General features: G+C 71.1%; 19 protein-coding genes. 13 read left to right on the top strand and 6 right to left on the bottom strand.

The window, feature by feature from the left end:
• Positions 1-175 precede the first annotated feature (175 nt).
• Positions 176-1,093, top strand: coding sequence for a cation diffusion facilitator family transporter (locus ACGF3H_RS06770; protein ID WP_393816472.1), 918 nt, complete (start codon positions 176-178; stop codon positions 1,091-1,093).
• A gap of 67 nt (positions 1,094-1,160) precedes the next feature.
• On the opposite strand, the gene ACGF3H_RS06765 is transcribed toward ACGF3H_RS06770, so the two are convergent.
• The gene (locus ACGF3H_RS06765; protein WP_362496240.1) at positions 1,161-1,610 is read right to left on the bottom strand and encodes a nitroreductase family deazaflavin-dependent oxidoreductase; all 450 of its coding nucleotides are present in this window, start codon (positions 1,608-1,610) and stop codon (positions 1,161-1,163) included.
• Positions 1,611-1,875: 265 nt separating this feature from the next.
• On the opposite strand from ACGF3H_RS06765, the gene ACGF3H_RS06760 reads away from it, so the two are divergent.
• Positions 1,876-2,421, top strand: coding sequence for a flavoprotein (locus tag ACGF3H_RS06760; protein WP_362496237.1), 546 nt, complete (start codon positions 1,876-1,878; stop codon positions 2,419-2,421).
• Positions 2,422-2,493: 72 nt separating this feature from the next.
• Positions 2,494-3,462: an aldo/keto reductase gene (locus ACGF3H_RS06755; RefSeq protein WP_362496235.1), complete on the top strand. Its 969-nt coding sequence runs from the start codon at positions 2,494-2,496 to the stop codon at positions 3,460-3,462.
• Positions 3,463-3,481: 19 nt separating this feature from the next.
• On the opposite strand, the gene ACGF3H_RS06750 is transcribed toward ACGF3H_RS06755, so the two are convergent.
• Both ACGF3H_RS06750 and ACGF3H_RS06745 read right to left on the bottom strand, forming a co-directional pair.
• Entirely contained in the window at positions 3,482-4,165 is a 684-nt protein-coding gene (locus ACGF3H_RS06750; protein WP_362496233.1) for a DUF4232 domain-containing protein, read from the bottom strand.
• Between the two features lie 105 nt (positions 4,166-4,270).
• Positions 4,271-6,649: a SpoIIE family protein phosphatase gene (locus ACGF3H_RS06745; protein WP_362496231.1), complete on the bottom strand. Its 2,379-nt coding sequence runs from the start codon at positions 6,647-6,649 to the stop codon at positions 4,271-4,273.
• Positions 6,650-6,904: 255 nt separating this feature from the next.
• Here ACGF3H_RS06745 and ACGF3H_RS06740 point away from each other — a divergent pair, with 255 nt between their 5' ends.
• The 5 genes from ACGF3H_RS06740 to ACGF3H_RS06720 all read left to right on the top strand — a co-directional run bounded on the left by ACGF3H_RS06740 (position 6,905) and on the right by ACGF3H_RS06720 (position 15,175).
• Complete coding sequence (locus tag ACGF3H_RS06740; protein ID WP_362496229.1) at positions 6,905-10,000, top strand: glycoside hydrolase family 2 TIM barrel-domain containing protein; 3,096 nt, start codon at positions 6,905-6,907, stop codon at positions 9,998-10,000.
• Positions 10,001-10,155: 155 nt separating this feature from the next.
• A complete protein-coding gene (locus ACGF3H_RS06735) occupies positions 10,156-12,399 on the top strand; it encodes a cellulase (protein WP_362496226.1) in 2,244 nt (747 codons plus the stop codon).
• A 97-nt stretch (positions 12,400-12,496) separates the two neighbouring features.
• Complete coding sequence (locus tag ACGF3H_RS06730) at positions 12,497-12,745, top strand: hypothetical protein (protein WP_362496224.1); 249 nt, start codon at positions 12,497-12,499, stop codon at positions 12,743-12,745.
• 3 nt (positions 12,746-12,748) lie between these two features.
• On the top strand, positions 12,749-13,126 hold the full coding sequence (locus ACGF3H_RS06725; protein ID WP_362496222.1) for a toxin Doc: 378 nt from the start codon (positions 12,749-12,751) through the stop codon (positions 13,124-13,126).
• Between the two features lie 492 nt (positions 13,127-13,618).
• Entirely contained in the window at positions 13,619-15,175 is a 1,557-nt protein-coding gene (locus ACGF3H_RS06720; RefSeq protein ID WP_362496219.1) for a ricin-type beta-trefoil lectin domain protein, read from the top strand.
• A gap of 42 nt (positions 15,176-15,217) precedes the next feature.
• On the opposite strand, the gene ACGF3H_RS06715 is transcribed toward ACGF3H_RS06720, so the two are convergent.
• Positions 15,218-15,784 carry a hypothetical protein gene (locus ACGF3H_RS06715; RefSeq protein ID WP_362496216.1) on the bottom strand — a complete coding sequence of 189 codons (567 nt, stop codon included), beginning with the start codon at positions 15,782-15,784 and terminating at the stop codon, positions 15,218-15,220.
• A 639-nt stretch (positions 15,785-16,423) separates the two neighbouring features.
• Here ACGF3H_RS06715 and ACGF3H_RS06710 point away from each other — a divergent pair.
• The gene (locus tag ACGF3H_RS06710; protein ID WP_362496213.1) at positions 16,424-16,738 is read left to right on the top strand and encodes a hypothetical protein; all 315 of its coding nucleotides are present in this window, start codon (positions 16,424-16,426) and stop codon (positions 16,736-16,738) included.
• A gap of 449 nt (positions 16,739-17,187) precedes the next feature.
• Here the strand turns inward: ACGF3H_RS06710 and ACGF3H_RS06705 are convergent, their stop codons facing one another.
• The gene (locus tag ACGF3H_RS06705) at positions 17,188-18,471 is read right to left on the bottom strand and encodes a hypothetical protein (RefSeq protein WP_362496211.1); all 1,284 of its coding nucleotides are present in this window, start codon (positions 18,469-18,471) and stop codon (positions 17,188-17,190) included.
• Between the two features lie 128 nt (positions 18,472-18,599).
• Between ACGF3H_RS06705 and ACGF3H_RS06700 the strand changes: the two genes are divergently transcribed.
• The 3 genes from ACGF3H_RS06700 to ACGF3H_RS06690 all read left to right on the top strand — a co-directional run bounded on the left by ACGF3H_RS06700 (position 18,600) and on the right by ACGF3H_RS06690 (position 21,019).
• Positions 18,600-19,571, top strand: a complete 972-nt coding sequence (locus ACGF3H_RS06700; RefSeq protein WP_362496208.1) for a nitroreductase family protein — start codon at positions 18,600-18,602, stop codon at positions 19,569-19,571.
• A gap of 67 nt (positions 19,572-19,638) precedes the next feature.
• A complete protein-coding gene (gene hxlB, locus ACGF3H_RS06695; protein ID WP_362496206.1) occupies positions 19,639-20,256 on the top strand; it encodes a 6-phospho-3-hexuloisomerase in 618 nt (205 codons plus the stop codon).
• A gap of 7 nt (positions 20,257-20,263) precedes the next feature.
• A complete protein-coding gene (locus tag ACGF3H_RS06690; RefSeq protein ID WP_362496204.1) occupies positions 20,264-21,019 on the top strand; it encodes a triose-phosphate isomerase family protein in 756 nt (251 codons plus the stop codon).
• 323 nt (positions 21,020-21,342) lie between these two features.
• Here ACGF3H_RS06690 and ACGF3H_RS06685 read toward each other — a convergent pair whose 3' ends face one another.
• Positions 21,343-21,711: a hypothetical protein gene (locus ACGF3H_RS06685; protein ID WP_362496201.1), complete on the bottom strand. Its 369-nt coding sequence runs from the start codon at positions 21,709-21,711 to the stop codon at positions 21,343-21,345.
• Between the two features lie 553 nt (positions 21,712-22,264).
• Between ACGF3H_RS06685 and ACGF3H_RS06680 the strand changes: the two genes are divergently transcribed.
• Positions 22,265-22,582: a hypothetical protein gene (locus ACGF3H_RS06680; protein WP_362496199.1), complete on the top strand. Its 318-nt coding sequence runs from the start codon at positions 22,265-22,267 to the stop codon at positions 22,580-22,582.
• Positions 22,583-22,661: the final 79 nt, after the last annotated feature.

Raw genomic sequence — 22,661 nt, 5'->3', positions numbered from 1 at the left:
TGGTGGGCCACCCACAAGGCGGGTGTGAGCCCGGCCGGCAAGGGGCAGTCGGCGAATCGTGAGCCGGACAACTTCGCACAGGACAGCCGACGGACAGACCCACGGAGAGGACGACGGGACCGGGGGAGAGAGCACGGGCGGGCCCAAGGCGGACAGCCGGACGCGGATCACGGTACTGGTGGCTCTCGGGGCCAATCTGGTGATCGCGGTCGCCAAGGCGGTCGGCGGCTTCCTCGCTGGATCGCCCGCGCTGCTGTCGGAGGCGGCGCACTCGGTGGCCGACAGCATGAACGAGGTCTTCCTCCTCGCCGCGCTGCGCCGCAGCCGCCGCCCCGCCGACCGCCGCCACCCCTTCGGCTACGGCAAGGAACGCTTCTTCTGGTCCTTGCTGGCGGCCGTGGGAATCTTCGTCATGGGTGGCTGCTTCTCCGTCTTCCAGGGCGTCGAAGCGCTCCGGACGGGCGCGGAGGAGGAACTCAGCGGCTACGTGGCCGGGCTGATCGTGCTCGGCGTCGCCCTGATCGCCGAGGGCGCCTCGCTGCTGCGGGCGCTGCACCAGGTGCGCGGGCAGGGCGGGGTCGCCGCCGGGATGCGCGACCCGGCCCTGCGCACGGTCGTCGCCGAGGACGGCACCGCGGTGCTCGGCGTCACCCTCGCCATGATCGGCATGGTCCTGCACATGGTCACCGGGCAGGTCGTGTGGGAGGCCTGCGCCTCGCTCGCCATCGGCGCGCTGCTCGTGTACGTGGCGTACCGGCTCGGTCGCGAGGCCCGCGACCAGCTGATCGGCGAGGCCGCGGACCCGGAGGCGAGCGGCCGCATCCGGGCGCTGCTGCGGGCCCAGCCGGAGATCGACAGCGTCGAGGCGCTGTTCACCATGAAGACGGGCCTCGACTCCACGCTGGTGGCCGCCCGCATCGACCTGGTGCCCGGCCTGGACAGCGAGCGGGTGGAGGAGGTGTCCGTGCGCATCAAGAGGTCCATCGCCAACACCGTGCCCGAGGCCCGGCAGATCTTCCTGGACGTCACCGACCGAACCGCGCGCGAGGCAGCGGAAAGCCCCGCCGCGACGGGGGAGCGCGGCGGGGCCTGACCCTCGTGTGCCCGGCTCCGGCCGGGCCATGCACGCGGATCCGGGGCTTTCCCCGTCCGGTCCGGTATCAGCCGACGCCGGCCGGTTCCAGCACGAAGACCGGGATCTCCCGGTCCGTCTTCTTCTGGTAGTCGGCGTACGCCGGGAACGCCGCGACGGCACGGTCCCACCACTCGGCCTTCTCCGCGCCGGTGACCTCACGGGCCGTCATGTCCTGTTTCACCGGGCCGTCCTGCAGCTCCACGTGGGGGTCGGCCCTGACGTTGTGGTACCAGACCGGGTGCTGCGGCGCCCCGCCCAGGGAGGCGACCGCCGCGTAACGGCCCTCGTGCTCGACGCGCATCAGCGGCGTCTTGCGGATCTTGCCGCTGCGGGCGCCCCGCGTTGTCAGCACGATCACGGGCAGGCCCGTGTCCAGGAGGGTCGTCCCCTGCGTGCCGCCGGAGCTCTCGTACAGCTCCACCTGTTCGCGCACCCACCGCGTCGGGCTGGGTTCGTACTCGCCCTCAAGTGGCATGGCTTCCGTCCCATCGTCGCGTCGTACGGCTGACTGGCACCGCGGTCCGACACCGGCCGGTGCACGCTCCATCCATACCGCATGCAGGCCGTGCACCGCCGACGGCCGCGCGACACGCGGCGCACGGCGGGGAGCGGGAAGCCGAGCGGTGACGCCGCGGCGCGCCCGTCCCGGCGGCCGCCGGAACCACCCGGGCCGCCTCCCGGGAGTCTCCGTATTTTCCCCCCGTGGCAGGCCCTGCCGGCCGGTTGAGTAGGGTTCCGGCGTGACCCGACCGGCCCGCAGCACCGAGAAGCCCTTCCTCTACGTCGTCGTCTGCGCCGCCGGAGTGGCCGACGGTGTCGGCCGGCTGATCACCGCCGCGCGGGCACGCGGCTGGGAGACCGGCGTCATCGCGACGCCCGTCGCCATGGGCGGCGGCTTCTTCGACGCCGCCGACGTCGAGGCACGGACCGGCCGTCCGATCCGCTCGGCCTGGCGTTCACCGGCCGACCCGCGGCCCTTCCCGGCGCCCGACGCCGTCGTGGTGGCGCCCGCCACCTTCAACACGGTCAACAAGTGGGCCGCCGGCCTGGCCGACACCCTCGCCGTGGCCACCCTGTGCGAGGCGAGCGGTCTCGGCGTACCCGTCGCCGTCCTGCCGTGCGTGGCCGACGCCCTGGCCTCGCACCCCGCCTACCGGGAGAGCCTGGAGCGGCTGCGCGGGATGGGGGTGCGCTTCGGCGACCCGTACGCGGGACAGGACGAAACGGACGGCGGCCGCCCGGAGTTCGGCTGGGAACGGGCCCTCGACCTGCTCGACGAGCGCTGACCGCGCTCGGCCCCCGCCCGCACGAGGACGTACGCTCGCCTGGTACCGATCCGGAAGGCAGGAGCAGCAACGATGCAGTACGTGAAGCTCGGTTCGACGGGCCTGGACGTGTCGCGGATCTGTCTGGGGTGCATGACCTACGGCGTTCCCGACCGCGGCACGCACGAGTGGACCCTCGGCGAGGATGCCTCGCGTCCGCTGATCCGGCAGGCGCTGGAGGCCGGCGTCACCTTCTTCGACACCGCCAACGTCTACTCCGACGGCACCAGCGAGGAGATCGTCGGCAAGGCGCTCGCGGACTACGCCCGCCGTGACGAGATCGTGCTCGCGACCAAGGTGCACGGCCGGATGCGGCCCGGGCCCAACGGCGCCGGACTGTCCCGCAAGGCGATCATGACCGAGATCGACCACAGCCTGCGCCGCCTCGGCACCGACTACGTCGACCTGTACCAGATCCACCGCTTCGACCCGCACACCCCCGTCGAGGAGACGATGGAGGCACTGCACGACCTGGTGAAGGCCGGCAAGGTGCGCTACATCGGGGCCAGTTCGATGTACGCCTGGCAGTTCTCCAAGATGCAGTACACCGCCGAGCGGCACGGCTGGACGAAGTTCGTCTCCATGCAGAACCACTACAACCTCCTCTACCGCGAGGAGGAGCGCGAGATGCTGCCGCTCTGCGCCGACCAGGGCGTCGGCGTGCTGCCCTGGAGCCCGCTGGCCCGCGGCCGCCTCACCCGGGACTGGGGGGCGGAGACCGGGCGCAGCGCCACCGACACCTTCGGCAGCACGCTCTACCAGGAGGGCGACCGAGCCGTCGTCGAGGCCGTCACCCGCATCGCGGAGGACCGCGGCGTACCGCGCGCCCAGGTGGCTCTCGCCTGGCTGCTGCACCAGGACACGGTGACCGCGCCGATCATCGGCGCCGCCAGGCCGAGCCACCTCGAGGACGCCGTGGCGGCGGTCGGACTCACCCTGTCCGACAAGGAGATCGACGAGCTGGAGGGGCCGTACGCGCCGCACCCGATCGCCGGTCACTGACCGCGGCGCATCCCGGCGCTCAGGGGCCCGTGCCGGGTGCCAGGGCGGTGACGGACACCGACGACTCGTTGCCGCCCACCGGGACCTCACCGTCCTTCCACGTCACCTCGATCGGGTCCCGCTCGTCCGGCGGGGTGACGACCAGCTCCGCCGGGGTCGCGGTGCGGGCGCCGCTGATCTGCGGGCTGGAGAACGACAGTCCGGCCCACGCGCTGCCGCCCGGTGCCAGCGTGACCGTCCGCGGCGACGCGGGGGCGCGCTCCGGGTCCGGGCCCAGCTGCCTGCCGGACGCGTCCTCGAAGGCGGCGCCCGGATAGCCGTACAGGGTGCAGGTGCGCTCCGAGGTGTTGGTCAGCACGAGCGGGAAGTTGCGCTGCCCCGCGCCGGGGTCGACGCGGCCGACCGAGGCGCGCAGGCCGGAGGTGTGGCAGCGGCCGTCGGTGCGGGCGGAGGCGGACGCGGAACCGGCGGTGTCGCTGGGCAGGGTGCCGGCGGTGTCGCCGGGCACGGTGCCGGCCGTCGGTTCGCCACCCGTGCTCCGGTCCGGAAGCGCGCTGCTCGCACCGGCCGAGGGCTCGTCGTGGCTGGACCGGGCCGTGCCCGCCGTTCCACTGTCGGTGCCGCAGGCGGTCAGCATGCCGAGCACCGCGACCGCGCTCGCCAGCAGGGCCGTCCGGCCTACGGGCTGGGACGTCTTGGCCATCGCTTCTCCACACTCCCGTGAGGTTCGTCGCGCACGGCCCGGCACGGGTGCCGGACGGCACGCCCTGCCTTCGAGTGTCCCCCGGCACGGGTGCGGGAACCGCGGTCACTCCTCCTCGAGCAGGGCCAGCTCCGCCCAGATCGTCTTTCCCTCGGTGGTGTGCCGGCTGCCCCAGCGCTGGGTGAGCTGGGCCACCAGCAGCAGACCGCGGCCGCCCTCGTCCCACGTCTTGGCCCGGCGCAGGTGCGGCGCGGTGTGGCTGGTGTCGGAGACCTCGCAGATCAGCGTGGACGCGTCGTGGATCAGCCGCAGCCGGATGGGCGGCGATCCGTACCGGATGGCGTTGGTGACCAGCTCGCTCACCACCAGCTCGGCGGTGAAGGAGGCCTCCAGCAGCGCCCAGGCGGACAACTGCTCGACGACCTGCTTGCGGATCGGCGCGACCAGCGACGGGTCGGCGGGGATGTCCCAGGTGGCGACCTGGCCGGCGGGCAGTCCCCGGGTGCGGGCCAGCAGCAGCGCCACGTCGTCGGCGGCGCCGCCGGTGGGCAGCAGGGCGTGCAGCACGCGGTCGCAGGCCGCGTCCAGCGAGCCGGCGGAGGCGTCCAGGGCGTCCCGCAGCAGCACCTGGCCGTCGTCGGCGCTGCGGTCGCGGTTCTCGACCAGTCCGTCGGTGTAGAACGCGAGCACGCTGCCCTCGCGCAGTTCCAGCTCGGCGGACTCGAAGGGCAGGCCGCCCACGCCGAGCGGCGGCCCGGAGGGCAGGTCGAGGTGCCGGGGCGGGCCGTCCGGGGGGATCAGCACGGGCTGCGGATGACCGGCCCGGGCCAGGGAGCACTGCCGGGACACCGGGTCGTACACCGCGTACAGACAGGTGGCGCCGACCTCGCCCGTGCCGTCGCCGCCGGACTCCTCCGAGAGCCGGACGACCAGGTCGTCCAGATGGGTGAGCAGCTCCTCGGGGGTCAGGTCGATGTCGGCGAGCGTGCGCACGGCGGTGCGCAGCCGGCCCATCGTCGCCGAGGCCTGGATGCCGTGGCCGACGACGTCCCCGACGACCAGCGCGACCCGCATCCCGGACAGGGGAATGATGTCGAACCAGTCGCCGCCCACTCCGGAGCGGGCCGCCGGGAGGTAGCGGGAGGCCGCCTCCAGCGCGGCGGTGGGCGGCAGCCACCGGGGGAGCAGGCTGCGCTGCAGCATCAGGGTCGTCTCGCGCTCGCGGCTGTAACGGCGGGCGTTGTCGATGCAGACGGCGGCGCGGGCGCTGACCTCCTCGGCCAGCAGCACGTCGTCGTGCGTGAACGCGTAGGGGCGGCGGAAGCGGGTGAACACCGCGATGCCCAGGGTGGCCCCGCGGGCCTGCAGCGGGACGGACATGGTGGAGTGGATGCCGTACTCCTCCATCCGCTCGACCCGGACGGGGTCGGACTGCCGCCACCGTTCGAGGTCGTCGGAGGACACCGTGGCGACGATCGCGTGCCCCGCCACCAGGCTCTGGGCCTGTGGTGAGGCCGCAGGGTAGACCTCGAGGCGGCCCGGCTCGGCCACCGCCTCGGGGCATCCCGGGTTGACCGACTGGTGGGCGGTCCGGCGCAGGGCGACCGGCGGCGCCGGCGTCGCGACGGGGTCGTCACCGTGCTCCTGCGGGTCCAGCAGATCGACGCTGACGAAGTCGGCGAGCGCCGGGACGCACACGTCGGCCAGCTCCTGCGCGGTGCGGGTGACGTCGAGGGTGGTGCCGATGCGCACGCTGGCCTCGTTGACCAGCTGAAGCCGTTCCCGGGCGAGGTGCTGCTCGGTGAAGTCGTGGGCGCTCACGCAGACGCCGCGCACCTCGCCGTCGGAGCCGGTGAGCGGGGCGACGCGGGCGAGCCAGGCGTGGGCGCGGCTCTCGCCCGGGGCCTTGAGGTACGTGTGCATGTCGTGGCCCCGACCGGTGGCGAGCACGCGTCGCATGTGCTCCTCCAGCTCCGCCGCCTGCGTCCGGCCTCCCAGGTCGGTGGCCCGCAGGCCGCGGATGCGGTCCGGGGGGAGCTCGAAGAGCTGGGCCATGGCGTTGTTGACCCCGCGGATGCGGAGTTGGTCGTCGAAGATCATCGTGGCGCAGGGCGACTGGGTCAGGGCGGCTCTGACCAGCGGGTCGTCCAGCTGTTCGGGGCCACGGTCCAGGGGGGTCACGACGAGCCACGTGCCCGGTCCGCCGTCCTCGGACGGTCTGTGACGGGCGAGCACCCACACGGACACCGTGTGCCCGTCGCGGTGCCGCAGCGTCAGTGTCCCGTTCCAGCGCTCGTCGCCGGGCCGGAACGCCGGGCCGTCGGCCTCGCCGGCCAGCAGATCGGCGGCGGGGCGCCCCACGACGTCCGCGGCCGGGTGGCCCAGCAGCAGGCGCGCGCCCTCGCTCCACTCCCGCAGTGTGCCGGAGTCGTCGACCACGACGCGGGCCGCGGCGGCATCGTCGTGCGGGTTGACCGGACTCATCGTCGCCACTCCATTGCGCACACCCACTGTGAACAGCGCGTCACCTGAGCCCCAGCCTAGTGCGTCGGGGCGCCGTGCGGACCCGAACCGGTGCGCTCGCGAGGGCCCCTCGGCGCGCGGATCACCGAACGACTGGGGCGCCCGGGACAGAAAGAGCTTTCCGTGCCCTTGACGTCCGCATGTGGAACGACGTCAGAATCTGTTTGTTCACGATCAGTTGTGAGTACTTATGATTCCTGGTGAGGGAGATCCGGCATGACGGTCACGCGCAGATCGGTCCTGATCGCCTCCGCGGCGGCGCCCGCGGCGGGCGCGCTGCTGGGCGCCCCGTCGGCGTGGGCCGCGGAAGGGGCGCAAGAGGGCACGGGCCGTCGCACGGTCGCCCTGCGGGACGGCTGGCGCTTCGCCCTGGCCGACCTGGGCGGCATCACCGACCCGGCCGGGGCGTACGCGCGTGCCGCCGAACCGGACTACGACGACTCCGCGTGGCGGGAGGTGGCCGTCCCGCACGACTGGAGCATCGAGCAGACGCCCACGACCGAGCACGGCACCACCAGCGGCACCGGCTTCCTGCCGGGCGGCCTCGGCTGGTACCGCCTCGCCTTCACGCTGCCGCCCGAGACGGCCGGGAAGCGGATCTCGGTCGAGTTCGACGGCGTCTACATGGACTCCCACGTCTACTGCAACGGTCAGGAGGCCGGCCGCCACCCCTACGGGTACACCGGATTCGCCCTCGACCTCACCGGCCTGGTGCACACCGACGGCCGCACCGCGAACGTCCTCGCGGTCAAGGTGCAGAACCAGCTGCCCAGCAGCCGCTGGTACTCGGGCAGCGGCATCTACCGGGAGGCCCGGCTCGTCGTCACCGAACCGGTGCACGTGCGCCGCTGGGGCACGTACGTCACCACACCCGAGGTGAGCGGCGAGCGCGCCCTCGTCCGGGTGGAGACGTCCGTCGTCAACGCCTCGGGCACCGTCCGCGAGGTCGAGATCAGGTCGGCGGTCGAGGACGCCGAGGGGCGTACCGTGGCCCGCGCCGCCTCCACGGTCACCGTCGCGGACGACACGAGCGAGATCCACGAACTCACCGTCCGCCGCCCCCGGTTGTGGGACTTCGCCGACCCGCACCGCTACACCCTGCGCACCGAACTGCGCGTCGGCGGACGCACCGTCGATACCTACCGCACCCCCTTCGGTGTCCGCACGTTCCGCATCGACCCCGAGGAGGGCTTCCACCTCAACGGGGTCCACGCCAAGATCAAGGGCGTCGACCTGCACCACGACCTCGGCGCGCTCGGCGCGGCCGTCAGCGCCGACGCGGTCCGCCGCCAGATGACCCTCATGAAGTCCATGGGCGCCAACGCCTTCCGCACCTCCCACAACCCGCCCTCGCCCGAGATGATCGAGGTCTGCGAGGAGCTGGGCATCGTGATGCTGGTCGAGGCCTTCGACTGCTGGCGCACCGGCAAGAACCGGTACGACTACGGCCGGTTCTTCGACGAGTGGTGCGAGCGCGACGCCACCGAGATGGTGCTCGCGGCCCGCAACTCGCCCGCCGTCGTCATGTGGTCCATCGGCAACGAGATCCCCGACTCCACCTCCACCGCGGGCCTCGCGATGGCCGACCGGATCATCGCCGCGATCCGGGCCGCCGACGCCACCCGGCCGCTCGTCATCGGCTCCGACAAGTACCGCCGGCTGCCCGCCAAGGGCTCGGCGGCCGACCTGATGCTGGCCAAGCTGGACGGACTCGGCCTCAACTACAACACGGCCAAGTCGGTGGACGACCTGCACGCGGCCTACCCGCACCTGTTCCTCTTCGAGTCCGAGTCGTCGTCGGAGACCTCCACGCGCGGCACCTACCAGGAGCCGGAGCACCTCAACACCGGCGAGAACCACACTCCCGGCGGGCGGGCGACCTCGTCGTACGACAACAACCTGGCCTCCTGGACCATGAGCGGCGAGTACGGCCACAAGAAGGACCGGGACCGCAAGTGGTTCGCCGGGCAGTTCCTGTGGTCCGGCATCGACTACATCGGGGAGCCCACGCCCTACGACGTCTTCCCGGTGAAGGCGTCCTTCTTCGGCGCGGTCGACACCGCCGGATTCCCGAAGGACATGTACCACCTGTTCCGCAGCCAGTGGACCGGCGAACCGATGGTCCACCTCCTGCCGGCCACCTGGAACCACCGCGAGGGCGACACCGTCGAGGTCTGGGCGTACGCGAACGTCGACACCGTCGAGCTGTTCCTGAACGGGAAGTCCCTCGGGGCCCGCTCCTTCGACACCAAGAAGACGGTGGACGGCCGCACCTATCTGGAGACCACCGAGGCCACCGGCGACGACAAGACGTTCACCGGCGGTCCCCACCCCGGCAGTTACACCAGTCCGAACGGCAGCGCGGGCAAGCTCCACCTGACCTGGCGGGTGCCCTTCGCGCCGGGCGAGCTGAAGGCGGTCGCGCGGCGCGGCGGCAGGGCCGTGGCCACCGACGTCCTGCGCACCGCCGGGGCGCCGCACGCCGTGCGCCTGACCCCGGACCGGGAGACCGTCGCCGCCGACGGCCGCTCGCTGGTCTTCGTGACCGCCGAGGTGGTCGACCGGCGCGGGGTCGTGGTGCCCGGCGCCGAGCACCTGATCTCCTTCGAGGTCGCGGGCGGCTCCCTGGCCGGCGTGGACAACGGCCGCCAGGAGAGCGCGGAGCGGTACCAGGCGAGCACCCGCACCGCCTTCCACGGCAAGGCCCTCGCCATCGTGCGGTCCGGCACCCGGCCGGGGACGGTGCGGGTGACCGCCCGCGCCGAGGGGCTGCGGGCGGACACGGCGACCTTGCGCGCCCGGCGGGCCGCGTCCCCCGCCACCACACCGGCTCCCCGGTTCGCGCCCGAGCACCCGGAGCCCGTGGTCCACCCGCACGCGGACGCGAGCTACTCCGGGCGGCCCGACACCCTGCCCGCCGCCATGCTCGACGGCGACCCGGCCACGGGCTGGTCCAACGGGTTCCTCAAGGCGGCCACGGCCCTGCTGCCCGCCTTCGACGGGGCCCGTGCCGAGGACTGGATCTCGGTCGACCACGGGCGGACCCGCGCCTACGACCGGATCGAGGTCTCCTTCACCGTGGACGACGCCCACAGCCTGCCTGAAACCGTCGAGGTCGCCGTCTGGGACGGCCGCGTCTGGCGTACGGCGCGGGGGACGCGGACCGACTGGGCCACCGCCTCCGACACGCCCACCGTCGTCACCTTCGACCGGCTGCGGGGCTCCCGGGTCCGCCTCACGCTGACCAGCCGCCACCCCGGTGAAACGCGAGGAGCGATCCGCGTCAGCCGCCTGGAGGCGCCCGCCGCCTGAGCCGTCGTACCGCGACTCCGGACGGGAACCGGTCGAGAAACCGGTCCCGTCCGGACCGTTGACGGCATGTCATGTCTGCCACAAGCATGGCCTGCGACCGCATTTGGGAGCGCTCCCATGCCTGGCGAGCGCCACCTCCCCCGAGGAGCCCGGACGTGAAAAGACGCAGAACCGCGCTCGTCTCCCTGACGGTGCTGCTGGCCGCGGCCGTCACCGCGCTGCCCGCTGCCCCGGCCGGCGCCGAGGAGACCGAGCAGGTCAGGAACGGCACCTTCGACAACGGCACCGACTCCTGGTGGACGAGCAGCAACGTCACCGCGGCCGTGACCGACGGGCGGCTGTGCGCCGACGCCCCCGGCGGCACCGCCAACCGCTGGGACGCGGCGCTCGGCCAGAACGACGTCACCCTGGTGGCGGGGGAGTCGTACAAGTTCTCCTTCACCGCCACCGGTACCCCCGCCGACCACGTGGTCCGGGCGATCGTCGGCCTGTCGGTGTCCCCGTACGACACCTACTACGAGATCAGCCCGCAGCTGAGCGTCTCCGGCAACACCTACTCGTACACCTTCACCTCGCCCGTCGACACCACCCAGGGCCAGGTCGGCTTCCAGCTCGGCGGCACGCCCGACGCCTGGCGGTTCTGCGTGGACGACGTGTCGCTGCTGGGCGGCGTGGCGCCCGAGCCGTACGTGCCGGACACCGGCCCGCGGGTACGGGTCAACCAGGTCGCCTACCTGCCGTCCGGACCGAAGAACGCCACGCTCGTCACCGACGCGACCTCCCGCCTGCGCTGGCAGCTGAAGAGCGACGCCGGACGGGTCGTCGCCGACGGCTGGAGCGTGCCGCGCGGCGTCGACGCCTCCTCCGGGCAGAACGTCCACTCGATCGACTTCGGCCGCTACAAGAAGCGCGGCGAGGGCTACACCCTGGTCGCCGACGGCGAGACCAGCCGTCCCTTCGACATCGGCACCGCCGCCTACGAGCGACTGCGCCTGGACTCCGCGAAGTACTACTACACGCAGCGCAGCGGCATCGCCATCAGCGACGAACTCCGCCCCGGCTACGGCCGCCCCGCCGGACACGTCGGCACGGCGCCGAACCAGGGCGACACCGAGGTGCCCTGCCAACCCGGCGTGTGCGACTACACCCTGGACGTCTCCGGCGGCTGGTACGACGCCGGCGACCACGGCAAGTACGTCGTCAACGGCGGCATCTCCACCTGGGAGCTGCTGAGCACCTACGAGCGCTCGCTGCACGCCCGCACCGGGGAGCCCTCGAAGCTCGGCGACGGATCGCTGCGCATCCCCGAGAGCGGCAACAGGGTGCCGGACATCCTCGACGAGGCCCGCTGGGAGCTGGACTTCCTGCTGAAGATGCAGGTGCCGGACGGGCAGCCGCTGGCCGGGATGGCCCACCACAAGGTGCACGACGAGCAGTGGACCGGGCTGCCGCTGCTGCCGAGCGACGACCCGCAGAAGCGGGAGCTGCACCCGCCGACCACCGCGGCGACCCTCAACCTGGCGGCGACGGCCGCCCAGGCCGCCCGCCTCTACCGCCCCTACGACCGTGCGTTCGCCGCCAAGGCGCTCGACGCGGCCCGCACCGCCTGGAAGGCGGCGCTCGCCCACCCGGACCTGCTCGCCGACGAGAACGACGGCATCGGCGGCGGCGCCTACCCCGACGCCAAGGTCGCCGACGACTTCTACTGGGCGGCGGCCGAGCTGTACCTGACGACGGGGGAGCGTGACTTCGAGCAGTACGTGCTGAAGTCCCCGGTGCACACGGCCGACATCTTCGGGCCGGTCAGCTTCGACTGGGCGAGCACCGCGGTCCCCGCCCGCCTCGACCTGGCGACCGTCCCCAGCCGGCTCCCCGGCCGGGACAAGGTCCGACGCTCCGTCGCGGAGGGCGCCGACGGCTACCTGGCCACGCTGAAGGCACATCCGTACGGCATGCCCTACGCCCCCGCCGGCAACGTCTACGACTGGGGCTCCAGCCACCAGGTCCTGAACAACGCCGTCGTCCTCGCCACCGCCTACGACATCACCGGCGGTTCCAAGTACCGTGACGGCGCCGTCCAGAGCATGGACTACATCCTCGGCCGCAACGCGCTGAACATGTCGTACGTCACCGGATACGGCGAGGTCAACGCGCACAACCAGCACAGCCGCTGGTACGCCCACCAGCTCGACCCGAAGCTGCCCGCGCCGCCCGACGGCACCCTGTCCGGCGGCCCGAACTCGAACATCCAGGACCCCTACGCACAGAGCAAACTCCAGGGCTGCGTCGGACAGTTCTGCTACATCGACGACATCCAGTCCTGGTCCACCAACGAGCACACCATCAACTGGAACGCGGCGCTGGCCCGCATGGCGTCCTTCGTGGCCGACCAGGGCTGACCCCCCGCTCACCTGTTCGCTTCCCGCGGTACCGTCGCACTCCTGCTCTGACCTGGGGGTATTTACGGTCCAGTACCCGCGCGGTACCGTGGGAGGCATGCCAGCCCTGAACGTGGAGTTCAGCGACCGCGAGCTCGAGGACCTGCGGCAGATCGCCAAGGAACGCGGTACGTCGATGAAGGCGCTCGTGCGGGAGGCCGCCGCCGCCGACATAGCCCGGCACCGGGCGCTGCAGGAGGGCGCGGAGGCGTTCCGCCGGTTCTTCGCCGCCCACGCCGACGAGTTCGCGGCCGCCTTTCCCGACGACGAACCACCGCCCGCCCGGGGCGAGGGGCGGGCCGCCTGACCCATGGCACCCGTTCTGCACATCGACGTGCCCTGGCTGCTCCAGCGGCACGAGGAGGTGCTGCCGGAGCAGCCCGCGGTCAACGACTTCTCCGCCCTGGTCGCCGCCGTCGCCCGGCACCGCGTCGATCCGCCGCGCCTCGGCGTGGACTCCGACCCCGCCTGGCGCGCCGCCGCCCTGCTGCACAGCCTCGCCGTGCTGAGGCCCCTGCCGTCGGCCAACGCCCGCTTCGCCTGCGCGACGGCCGTGGCGTACATGTTCGCCAGCGGCGTCGGCATCGATCCGCCCTACGGCGCCCTCGTCGACCTCGCCCGCGACCTGCTCACCGGTGACGCCGACGTCTACGGGGCGGCCGACCGTCTGCGCTCCTGGCAGATCTGAGCCCGCCGGGCGCCGTCCGCCGGGTGCCGCCCTCCGGGCCGCCGGCCGAGGGCGGGAGGAACGGGGCCGGCGGCCCTTGCGCGCGGGAGGGCCGCCGTCCCGCGCGGGACCTTCCGAGAAGGGCCGTCGCCAGTTCACTACGCCGGGGCGCGCGCCGGGAGCGTGCGCGGCGCACCGGCGGGTGCGGGCCATTCACACGGGGCGCGCCCGGAAATCCGAAAACCCGTGTATGAGGCATCAGTTGCCGCGGATTACGGCCGGCTTTTCCAGAGGTCCGACGTTCCCCGGACGCCTTGTTGACCATGAGTGGTTCGTGCGAGAGTGAGGCACTCGTGCGGGGGGTGAAGGCCGGGTCTCGCACGCACCGTGGAGAACCGGGTCCGATTCGCCATGGCGAATTGACGCCCCACGCCGCGCCCGAAAGGTACACACCAATTTCCTTTCGGCGACCGGAACTTCTGCGTCACCTGCGCGTGGGAAGGAAACAGCTCAGTGCCCACCCCCCACCCCCCTCGTCCTGTCCACCCGTCTTCCGGAGAGTCCGACGAGTGGCTGGCCTCCAGGCTTCGGGACGGCCCGGAGAACGAGGCCGCCAGGGCCGCCGCGCTGCTGACGGCCCGGCACTGGCAACCCGCTCACGACTACGCGGCCATCTGCCTCGCCGCGTCGGGGCAGATCACCGCCATGGTCACCGCCGCCGCCCAGCACCGGGTGCTGGACCGTCTCGCCCAGGGCGAACCGGCCACGGCCCTGCGCCCGCGCCTGCTGGTGGCCGTGCGCGACACCGTCCGCCAGTGGTCGGCCGACGACGCGGTCAACGGCGCTCTGCCGCAGCTGCTCAAACCGGCCGGCGGGCGCGGTATGCGGGCGGCGAAGTCCCTGATACCGGAAAACCGCACACTGGCCGCGCGTGCATTCGCGTCCCTTCCCGGACCGGCCCGGTGTTTGCTGTGGCACACGGAGGTCGAGGGCGAACCCATTGGCGTGCCGGCGGGTCTTCTCGGCATGGACACCGACACCGCGTCGGCCACGTTCGAACAGGCGCGTGAGCAATTCCGTGAGGGTTGTCTGCACGCGCACCGGCAACTCGCGCCCACCCAGGACTGCCGCTTCCACAATCGTCTCCTCGACGTCCCGATCCGCCGCGGCGGGGAGCTGCTGCCGGACGTGCGCAAACACCTGGCGGAGTGCCGTCACTGCCGGCACGCGGCCGAACAGCTCGCCCATTTCGAACGCGAGGTGGGGCCGCTGATCGCGGAAGCGGTGCTCGGCTGGGGCGCCCGGCGCTACCTCGATTCGCGTCCGGGCCGCGCGGACCGGGGCGCGCAGGCCAGGGGAGCCGCCCGGCACCGCGGCGGCCGCCCCGGACTGCTGGCCCGGCTCCCCGCGCCCGTCCGCCGGCTCCCGGGCCGGCCGCGCTCCGCCCGGTCGCTGCTCAGAGGAGCCGGCGCCGCCTCGGTGGGGGTGCTGGCGATCGTCCTCGTGGTGAACGTGTGGTCGTACGACGGCGGCGGTGCGGACCCGACCGCGTCCACCAGTGCCGTCGACGGCCGGGCCACGGCGTCCGCGACCTCCCGTCCGAAGCCGCCCGGCGCCGCCGGGCTGCCCACCGGCGCGGACCCCACCCGGCTGCGCAACGTCGCCGCCGGCCTCTGCCTCGACGTCCGGGGCGAGCCGAAGGCAGGGGCGGGCGCCCGGCTGGCGGCGTGCTCCGAGGCGTGGACGCAGCAGTGGAGCCTGGAGGACGACGGCCTGCTGCGCAGCGTCGCCGATCCGGGGCTGTGCCTGGACTCGCGGGCGGACGCCGGAGTCGTCATCCTCGGTACCTGCGCCGACGAGGGCACCGAGCGGGGCGATGACGTGCGCTACGACCGCACCGCGCAGGGCACGCTGCTGCCGCGCTGGGAGAACCAGCTGGCCCTCGCCGCCACCACCGGCGCGCCGGACGCGGACGTCGTCGTCAAGGTGCACGACGGCTCCACCGGGCAGCGCTGGCGGATCGAGAAGGCGCCGGCGGCGGACGGGGCGCTGTCGATCGCCGGGACGTAGGATTCCGCCGTTCGGGATCCAGCCGATGCGCTGCCCAGAACGTCACAGGATCTCGAGGGTGAGGGCCCCCGAGGAGGTCGTTATTCCCTTTTCGGTGAGGCACTCCAGGGGCTGAGTGGGACCGGGAGCGAGAACGAACTCGACCGCAACCGTGGAACCCGAGAAGTCACCGGAAACGACCTCACCGGTCATCACGATGACGGACACTCCACCGGGGCGGACACTGAGCGCGGTGGTGAAGTCGAAGACGCTGGAACTGTTCTGGGGGTTCGTCCAATCGATGCGGCCGCTGCCCTGTGCGTCCTCCAGGACACAGGACAGGAGGCCCTGGCCGGTGAAGCTGACGGTGCCGGAGGTGTGGTCGAGCGGGAGTCCGACGCAGGGGCCGACCGCTCCCGAAGCGGACAGGGCGGTCTGGCGTGGAAGGAGGGTCAGACCGGGTTGATACGTGCTGGTCTCGTAACCTGGGCACGTCAGGAGGGCTTGCGTCTGGCGGGCCGCCTCCTGGACGGTCGGCAGCGGCGCAGACGCTGCGACCGCCGGCTGCGCGAAGAGACCGAGCAGCGACAGCGCCAGCGCCGAGCCTGACAACGCAAGGCGAGAGGTCATGGGTACTCCTGGCTGTAGAAGCTGAGAAGGCAGGAGCCCGCTGATGTCACGGCGGTGACGCAGAGCTCAGCGAGGCGAAGCACGACCTGCCGTGTAGTAGCCCACCCCCACCGTGCCACTCCCTCACCCCAGTGACCATAGTCACTTCGGGGGGCGACGAGCATCGTCGAGGAACACCTTGCGCACCCCCACGACCACGTACTGCGACGCCCGAGGCGGCAGCGTTTCGCCACTACGGGGCCACGACGTGCATGCCGGTCCCTCCTGGGCGTCGCCTGCTGCTTCCGGCCGCCTCGAGATCCCCGGAAACCTCGGTCGATAGTCATTCCTGCCTATGGTCAAGGGAGGCGCGGCCCTGGTCTGATGTCCTGTGGTAGGCCGGAAGCCGCCTCGTAAGCAGGCGACGCGTGCACCTGCCTCGGAGGCCATCATGAGATCATCGGCCAGCCACGGTCCTGCCTTGACGGCTTGCACGACGATCCGCGCCACCGACGTAATCCGCCGAGCCGCCCACGCTGTGCCCTCGCCGGTCCGCACCTCGTTCAGGTCGTCCGGCGCGCCGCGGCTCGTCCCGTACACCTCGTGAGGCGGCCGACATCACCTCGGGTTCTTGAGGCCCGGTAGCTGAAGGACGGACCGATGCGCAGAACTTTCGCTTCAATCCTGACCGCTTGTGCCCTCGGTGCCTTGGCTCTTCTCCCCGCGACGCCCGCGACGGCGGATGCGAACGGCATCAGCGTCGTGAGCTGCCCCCCGGGCGTGCAGAGCACCTCATACTCTCCCGGCCTGACCCTGTCCATGCCGGCTCCGAAGGTCGAGGTGGCATCGAGCGGGACGTTGGGACCCTGTGTCTCGACCGACCTGCGCCACTCGGCAGGCACCTATTCCTTCGACGGCAGCGGTACGCTCAACTGCCTCGGCGGCAGCAGCGCCGGTACGGGCGAGATCCTGTAAGCTGATCCGACCACGCATCCGTCCCGGTTCACCTTCACCAGTTCTCTGGCGCTACGGCCCGACGGCACAACGGTACTCGTCGCGACCGGACCCATCACTCAGGGCGACCTGGCCGGACACACGATCGTCAACACAGTGGTCATCACCAGCCTCGACCTCCTGGCATGCGCGACGTCCGGGGGACTCACCTCCACAGCCGGTCCCTTCCTCGTCACTATTCTGTGAGGGCGAAGTTCCCTTCCGCTGCGGCGAGACAGACGGAGCTCAGCCGACTGCCGACCGGGGCCTTCGCGAAACCTCGGCGCAGCCGCGGAAGAGGCCGTTCACCCGGACGGCAGTCCAGATATCGCCTTCGACCGTGCCCGACTCAACGATGAGCCCATGAACGATCCCTTCTTCGATCACATCGCCGCTCTCACCCGTCGCTCGCCCGGGGTGCCGGAACGTGATCACCTCTTCGGGAGAGTGATCGCCGAGATCCGGCTCAACAGCGCGGCTGCCTCAGGAACCCGCCGGAACTGTGAGAGACGTGCTCGCAACTCGCGCACTACGAGCACGGACCGGTGAGAACGCAGGAGGGGATACACCTCGGCGAAGAGCTGACCGTACGTGCACGCTTCCTCCACCTTGCCCTGTTCCAGTAATACCAGTGCCACTCGCGCCTGACTCAGGGCCCTCAGACGGTGTTCGTGCGCCGGGCGTTCGGCCGCCGCGTACCGGAGGGCCTCCAGGGCCGATCGTGCGTCCCCGAGCCGGTGGAGCGTCTGTCCCTTGCGATAGGCGAAGCCGGCTCTCGGGTAACGGGAAAACACGTCCTGACGGAGAGCGGGCTCATCCAGCGACCTCTCGGCAGCCTCGAGATCCTGGTAGGCGCGGCGGTGTTCGCCCACAAGGGCCAGGACGTTGGCCCGCTGCGCAAGGACGAATGCCCGCAGAGCCCCATCGCCTGACTCACCCGCAGACCTGACCGCGGCGTCAGCGAGGTCGGCCGCATACCGGAAGGCGTGCATCCGCACCGCCTGAACACTCGTCGCCCGCAACGTGATGGTCCGTGTTCGGAGGTCTCCCGCTTCAGCAGCAGCGCCAAGGGCAAGGAAGTAATACCGCTGCGAGAGGCCCTGGTGGCCGGCGTCCGACGACATGTCGCCCAGCAGGTGCGCGAGTTGTGCTGTCGCTGACAGAAGATCCGCTCGCACCTCGGGCCGTGCCACTAGCACCAGCAGCCGTCCGACGTCATCTCCGAGATAGGAGGCGAGCGCAGCCCGAGCGTGCCCGCCTCCGTATCGGAACCAGCCTGCGGCGAACTGGGACACCATGAACCGCACTCTTTCCACGTCGGCGCCGGTGAGCCCGCCGTGGCGCCGGGTCGGCCTGACGGGCTGAGGTGGGTGCCCGGCCTCGGCGGCCGGAACTCCACTCTGGCGAAACACGGACTGCAGCAACTGCACACGGCCCGCCGGGTGAGCGTCCTTTCTGGCCAGGACGATGAGGTTTCGGCTCACACCTGCTTCGCCGCCGCAGGTGTCGTCGGCGTCCTGGATCAGCCCCGTCTCCGTCGCATCGATGGGACGGCCGATTCGGCGAGTGAGGGCCTCGGCAACAAGTTGCGGAACCAGGCCTCTGGGCCGGGAACCCGTGAGCCAGTGGGCCACCGTGGTGCGGTCGTACCGCAGGGAAACGCCTTCGGCTGCTGCCAGGCGGTTGACGTCTCGAGCGAGGTCCGCCGCGCTCATCTCCGCCTCGGTCAGTAATCCGGCAAGCAAGGCGTTGCGACCATGACGGCGTGACACGGGCTCCTCCGACGACGTCGACCTCCGGCGCGACGCCTGGGTGAGTGAGGGCCCGCGCCGAGAGACTGCCCATGAGCATGGGTCACCTTGTTTACCCCACTTTCATATTGCTGAAAGGGCTCCTTCTCGCCATTCCCGGTGAATCACCATGTGCGCCGTTCAACGCGTTCACGCACCACCGTTGGCGCCGAGGTGTCGGGTACACCTGTGCGGCAAGCCGAGTAGCGGTGCCCGGCGGGTGCCGGGCACCGGAACACTCAGTGAGCGGACGCACTGAATACGTCTTCCTGAGTCTGATCGGTCGCTTGTACCGAGAAGGGGTGACGTGCATGCAGGACACGACGGAACCTGCGGACCGAGGACATGGAGCGGCACCGGCGACAGGGCCGCTGACCGGGGAGGAGCTGCTGACGACCACACGGTCCGTCCGCAGGCGTCTGGATCTGGAGCGGCCTGTGGACGTTCGTCTGGTGCATGAGGCGTTGACCATGGCGTTGCAGGCACCGAACGGCTCCAACGACCAGCCTTGGCAGTGGATCGTGGTGACGGATCCGGCTCAGAGGCTCAGGTTGGCCGAGTGCTACCGAAAGGCGGCTGATCCCTATCTGGAGGCCATGGCGGCGCAGGCGGCCGAGGAGCCGGAGCGGCGGGGTGTATGGCAGGCGTCCGCGCATCTGGCGGAGCACCTGCACCGTGTTCCCGTCCTGGTCGTGCCCTGTCTGAGCGCCTCGCCCGACGAATTCGAGGCGCGGTTCGCCGAACTGGGCCTTCCCCCTCCGGTAGGACATGTCGCGCACTCCGTCTACTACGGCTCGGTCTGGCCCGCCATGTGGAGCCTGATGCTCGCACTGCGTCTGCGTGGTCTGGCCGCCGCGGTGACCGCTCTCCACCTGGCACACGCCAGGGAAGCCGCGGAAGTCCTCCGGCTCCCGGACGGCGTCACCCAGGCCGGCCTTTTGGCAGTAGGACACCCCAAGGGCAGCTCTTTCAGGCCGGCACCCCGCAAAGGCATCGGTGAGGTCCTGCACCGAGACGCTTGGTGACGCAGCCACCGCACTCTTCCAAAGACCTCACGCACTGCATCGTCCGCTGAACAGGAGAGTCACGACGGTGGTCGACCAGAACAAGCCCCTGGAGCATCAGGTTGTTTCGCCCGACACACCTGTGGGTGTCGACGGCCCCTACGCCTCCGCCCGACGCGTCGTCCTGCGGGAACTGGACGCGTTGCTCCGCCATGTCGAGGAGAACGTCTGCGCCGACCTGATGGCCGCGCTCCGGGACGCCAGCAGCATTTTCGTGGCGGGAGCCGGCCGTTCCAAACTCGCCGCCGAGGGTTTCGCCATGCGATTGATGCACATGGGACTGTCCGTGCATGTGGCGGGTGACTCCACGACTCCCGCCATCGGCCCGGGTGACGTGCTGCTGGCGTGCAGTGGGTCGGGTGAGACCCCCACCGTCCTGGTCATGGCCGAAAGCGCCGCCCGCTCGGGCGCCCGGATCGCCGCAGTGACGGCGGACGCCGACTCGCGCCTGGCTCAACGGGCCGACCTGCTGGTGCACCTCGGCGAATACAGTCAGGACCACGAGCCCGGCCGGTCCGGTCAGTTCGTCGGCACCCTCTTCGAACAGGGAGCCCTGCTGTTCTTCGACTCCCTGATCCTCGCATGCGAGCAACTGTGGGAGACCGAACCACAGGCAATGCTCGCCCGGCACACCAACCTCGAATAGGGGGATCATGCCGGTCTCACTGACCAGCACGAAGATGAACCTCGGGCTGCGGCAGACCGAGGAATGGATCAACGAAGCCCTTCTTCCCCGGGCAGAGGCACTCGCCCGGCTGCTCTTCTGCGCCTGTCTGCCCTACCCGCTCCTGCCTCTGGGAGCCGAGCTCCTCGAAGGCACCGGCATGAGCGTCGGTGCGCAGAACGTCTGGTGCGAGGAGGGTTCGTTCACCGGAGAAGTCTCCGCCGGCCTGCTGGCCGAGGTCGGGTGCACGCACGTCATGGTCGGGCATGCGGAGCGACGTCACCTGTTCGCGGAGGACGACCGGCTCGTCGGCCGTAAGGCACGGGCCGCGGTACATGCCGGCCTTGTCCCGGTGATATGCGTCGGCGAGGACGAACACCTCGGCCCTGCCGAAACAGTCGCTCACGTGCGGCGGCAGGCGTCGGCGGTCCTGGACACCCTTGCGCACAACGCGACTGCGGTCTTCCTCTACGAGCCGGCCTGGGCCATCGGCTCGACACAGGGCGCCGATCCCCACCAGGCCGCGGCGGTGCTGGACGCCCTGCATCAGGCGGCGAGCGGACACGATGCCGTCGGCATGATCTACGGCGGTGCCGTCGTCCCGGGGGTCTACACCTCCCTGCGCCGCCTGGCGCCCTGGGACGGAGTGGCCATCGGCAGGGCCGCTCAGGACACCACGATGCTCGACGAGATGCTCGGTGAACTCCTTCTGTCAACGGACCGAGGAGGGGGAAGTGGCGGGTGACACTTGGGTGCGGACGCTGAATGGGCCGGGGAGTACCGGGGCTACCGAGCCGATGAGGAGGGCGGGCGGGAGACCTCGTGTGCCCTCAGCAAGGGGGTGTTCGGCGTCCGAGCGGCCGTCACTGTTGCGACCTGCGGAGACTCGACCGCATGGCTCCACCACCTTGCGGTCCACGCGCATGTACGCAGCGATCTCGGGGACCCCGCCGCCGAGACATGCACCCGGCAGGTCCTGCGGGCCGACCGTGACGGCAACGACCGGACGGGCATCCTACGGTGCCCACCTCGGTGCCGTGGCAGCGGTCCTGCGTCTGGTCACCGAGCTCAGACCGAGGCCAGAGTGAACACGTCCAGTCCGACCTGTGAGGTCAGTCCCGCGGGCGTGGCACAGTCCAGGAGGTCCAGGGAGACGTTGGTTATGGTCCACGTGACCGTCGCTCCCTGGAACGTTCCGGAGGTCACCGACCCCGTGAAGGCGTCTACCTGCTGTCCGGCCACCTGGGAGACGGTTCGGGTCACTTGCAGGGTGCTCGTCGAGCCGTCCGACCACGTGACGACGTTGACGGCGCTGCCGCTGTCCAGCAGATCAAGGCAAGAGCTGCTTGCCGTCGCGGAGAACTCGATGGTCCCCGACGTGATCGAGGTGTTGGGCGCGACGCACGGGCCGAGATTGTTCGTGCCGGTGATGGTCACGGTGCGGGGTGCCAGTGTCAGCCCGGGACTGTACGAGATGTTCTGCGTACCCGTGCACGTCACGAGAGTGGCCGCGGACGCGGGAGACGTGCCGATGACCACACCCGCACCGACGAGGCAGAACAGTGTCGACCACGTTCCCAGCCGGCGGCGAAGACGGGTTCGTCGGGAGCCGAGGCCAGTGGTCCGGGCGCATGGTGAGGCGGTCATGGTTCTCTCCCGACGAGAAGGGAAGACGCGTTGTCTGTCAGCGTCGGCGCACCACGCACACAGGGCAAGGTGAGAAGTCGCCAACCGACGTCCGCCGGAACGCGGTCCGGCCGCCTTCGGGACGGTTGGCCGAGCCGGCGTCCACGGCCTGATGCCGCGTCACCCCGAACAGCGCTCGGAGGTGACCACCGCCGGGCCGTCACAAATACGACGTCACCACCATGCGCCCGCTCACACCCCGTGTGCTGCCCGTGCCCCTTCCAGAGCCACACACTCCCTGTCCGCGACCGTCCATGTCCACCACAGTTGTGGACGTCATCATCCCTTCCACACGAGGAACATCATGCCTGCCTTACGTCGCACCGCACTGGCCCTGGCCGCCGGCACCGCTGCCGCACTCCTGACCACCGGACAGGCCCTGGCCACCTCCGGCAACGCCAGCGGCACCTTCTACTACACCGACCTCCTCGGTGGCAGCCAGCAGGTCGCCAACCCCGAACGAGGCACCTGCAAGCTCGTCTCCACCGTCGGCACCAGCGTCGACAACCAGACCGACGCCACCGTCGTCCTCTACACCGACACCAGCTGCGCGCTGCTGGCCAACCCCGTCTCCCCGGGCAGCACCATCACCTTCCTCTTCAAGTCCTACCGGGTCCTCTGAAGCGCATGACGACCACACGCGTCGGTCCCCAACGACGCGTGAGGCCGTCGTAGTGCCCTGAACCTGTCCGGTACAGACG

The sequence above is a fragment of the Streptomyces sp. NPDC048185 genome (assembly GCF_043202495.1).
In the GTDB taxonomy this organism is placed as follows: Bacteria; Actinomycetota; Actinomycetes; order Streptomycetales; family Streptomycetaceae; genus Streptomyces.
The sequence above is the reverse complement of the archived record's forward strand: the minus strand, read 5'-3'. Positions and strand labels throughout refer to the sequence as shown.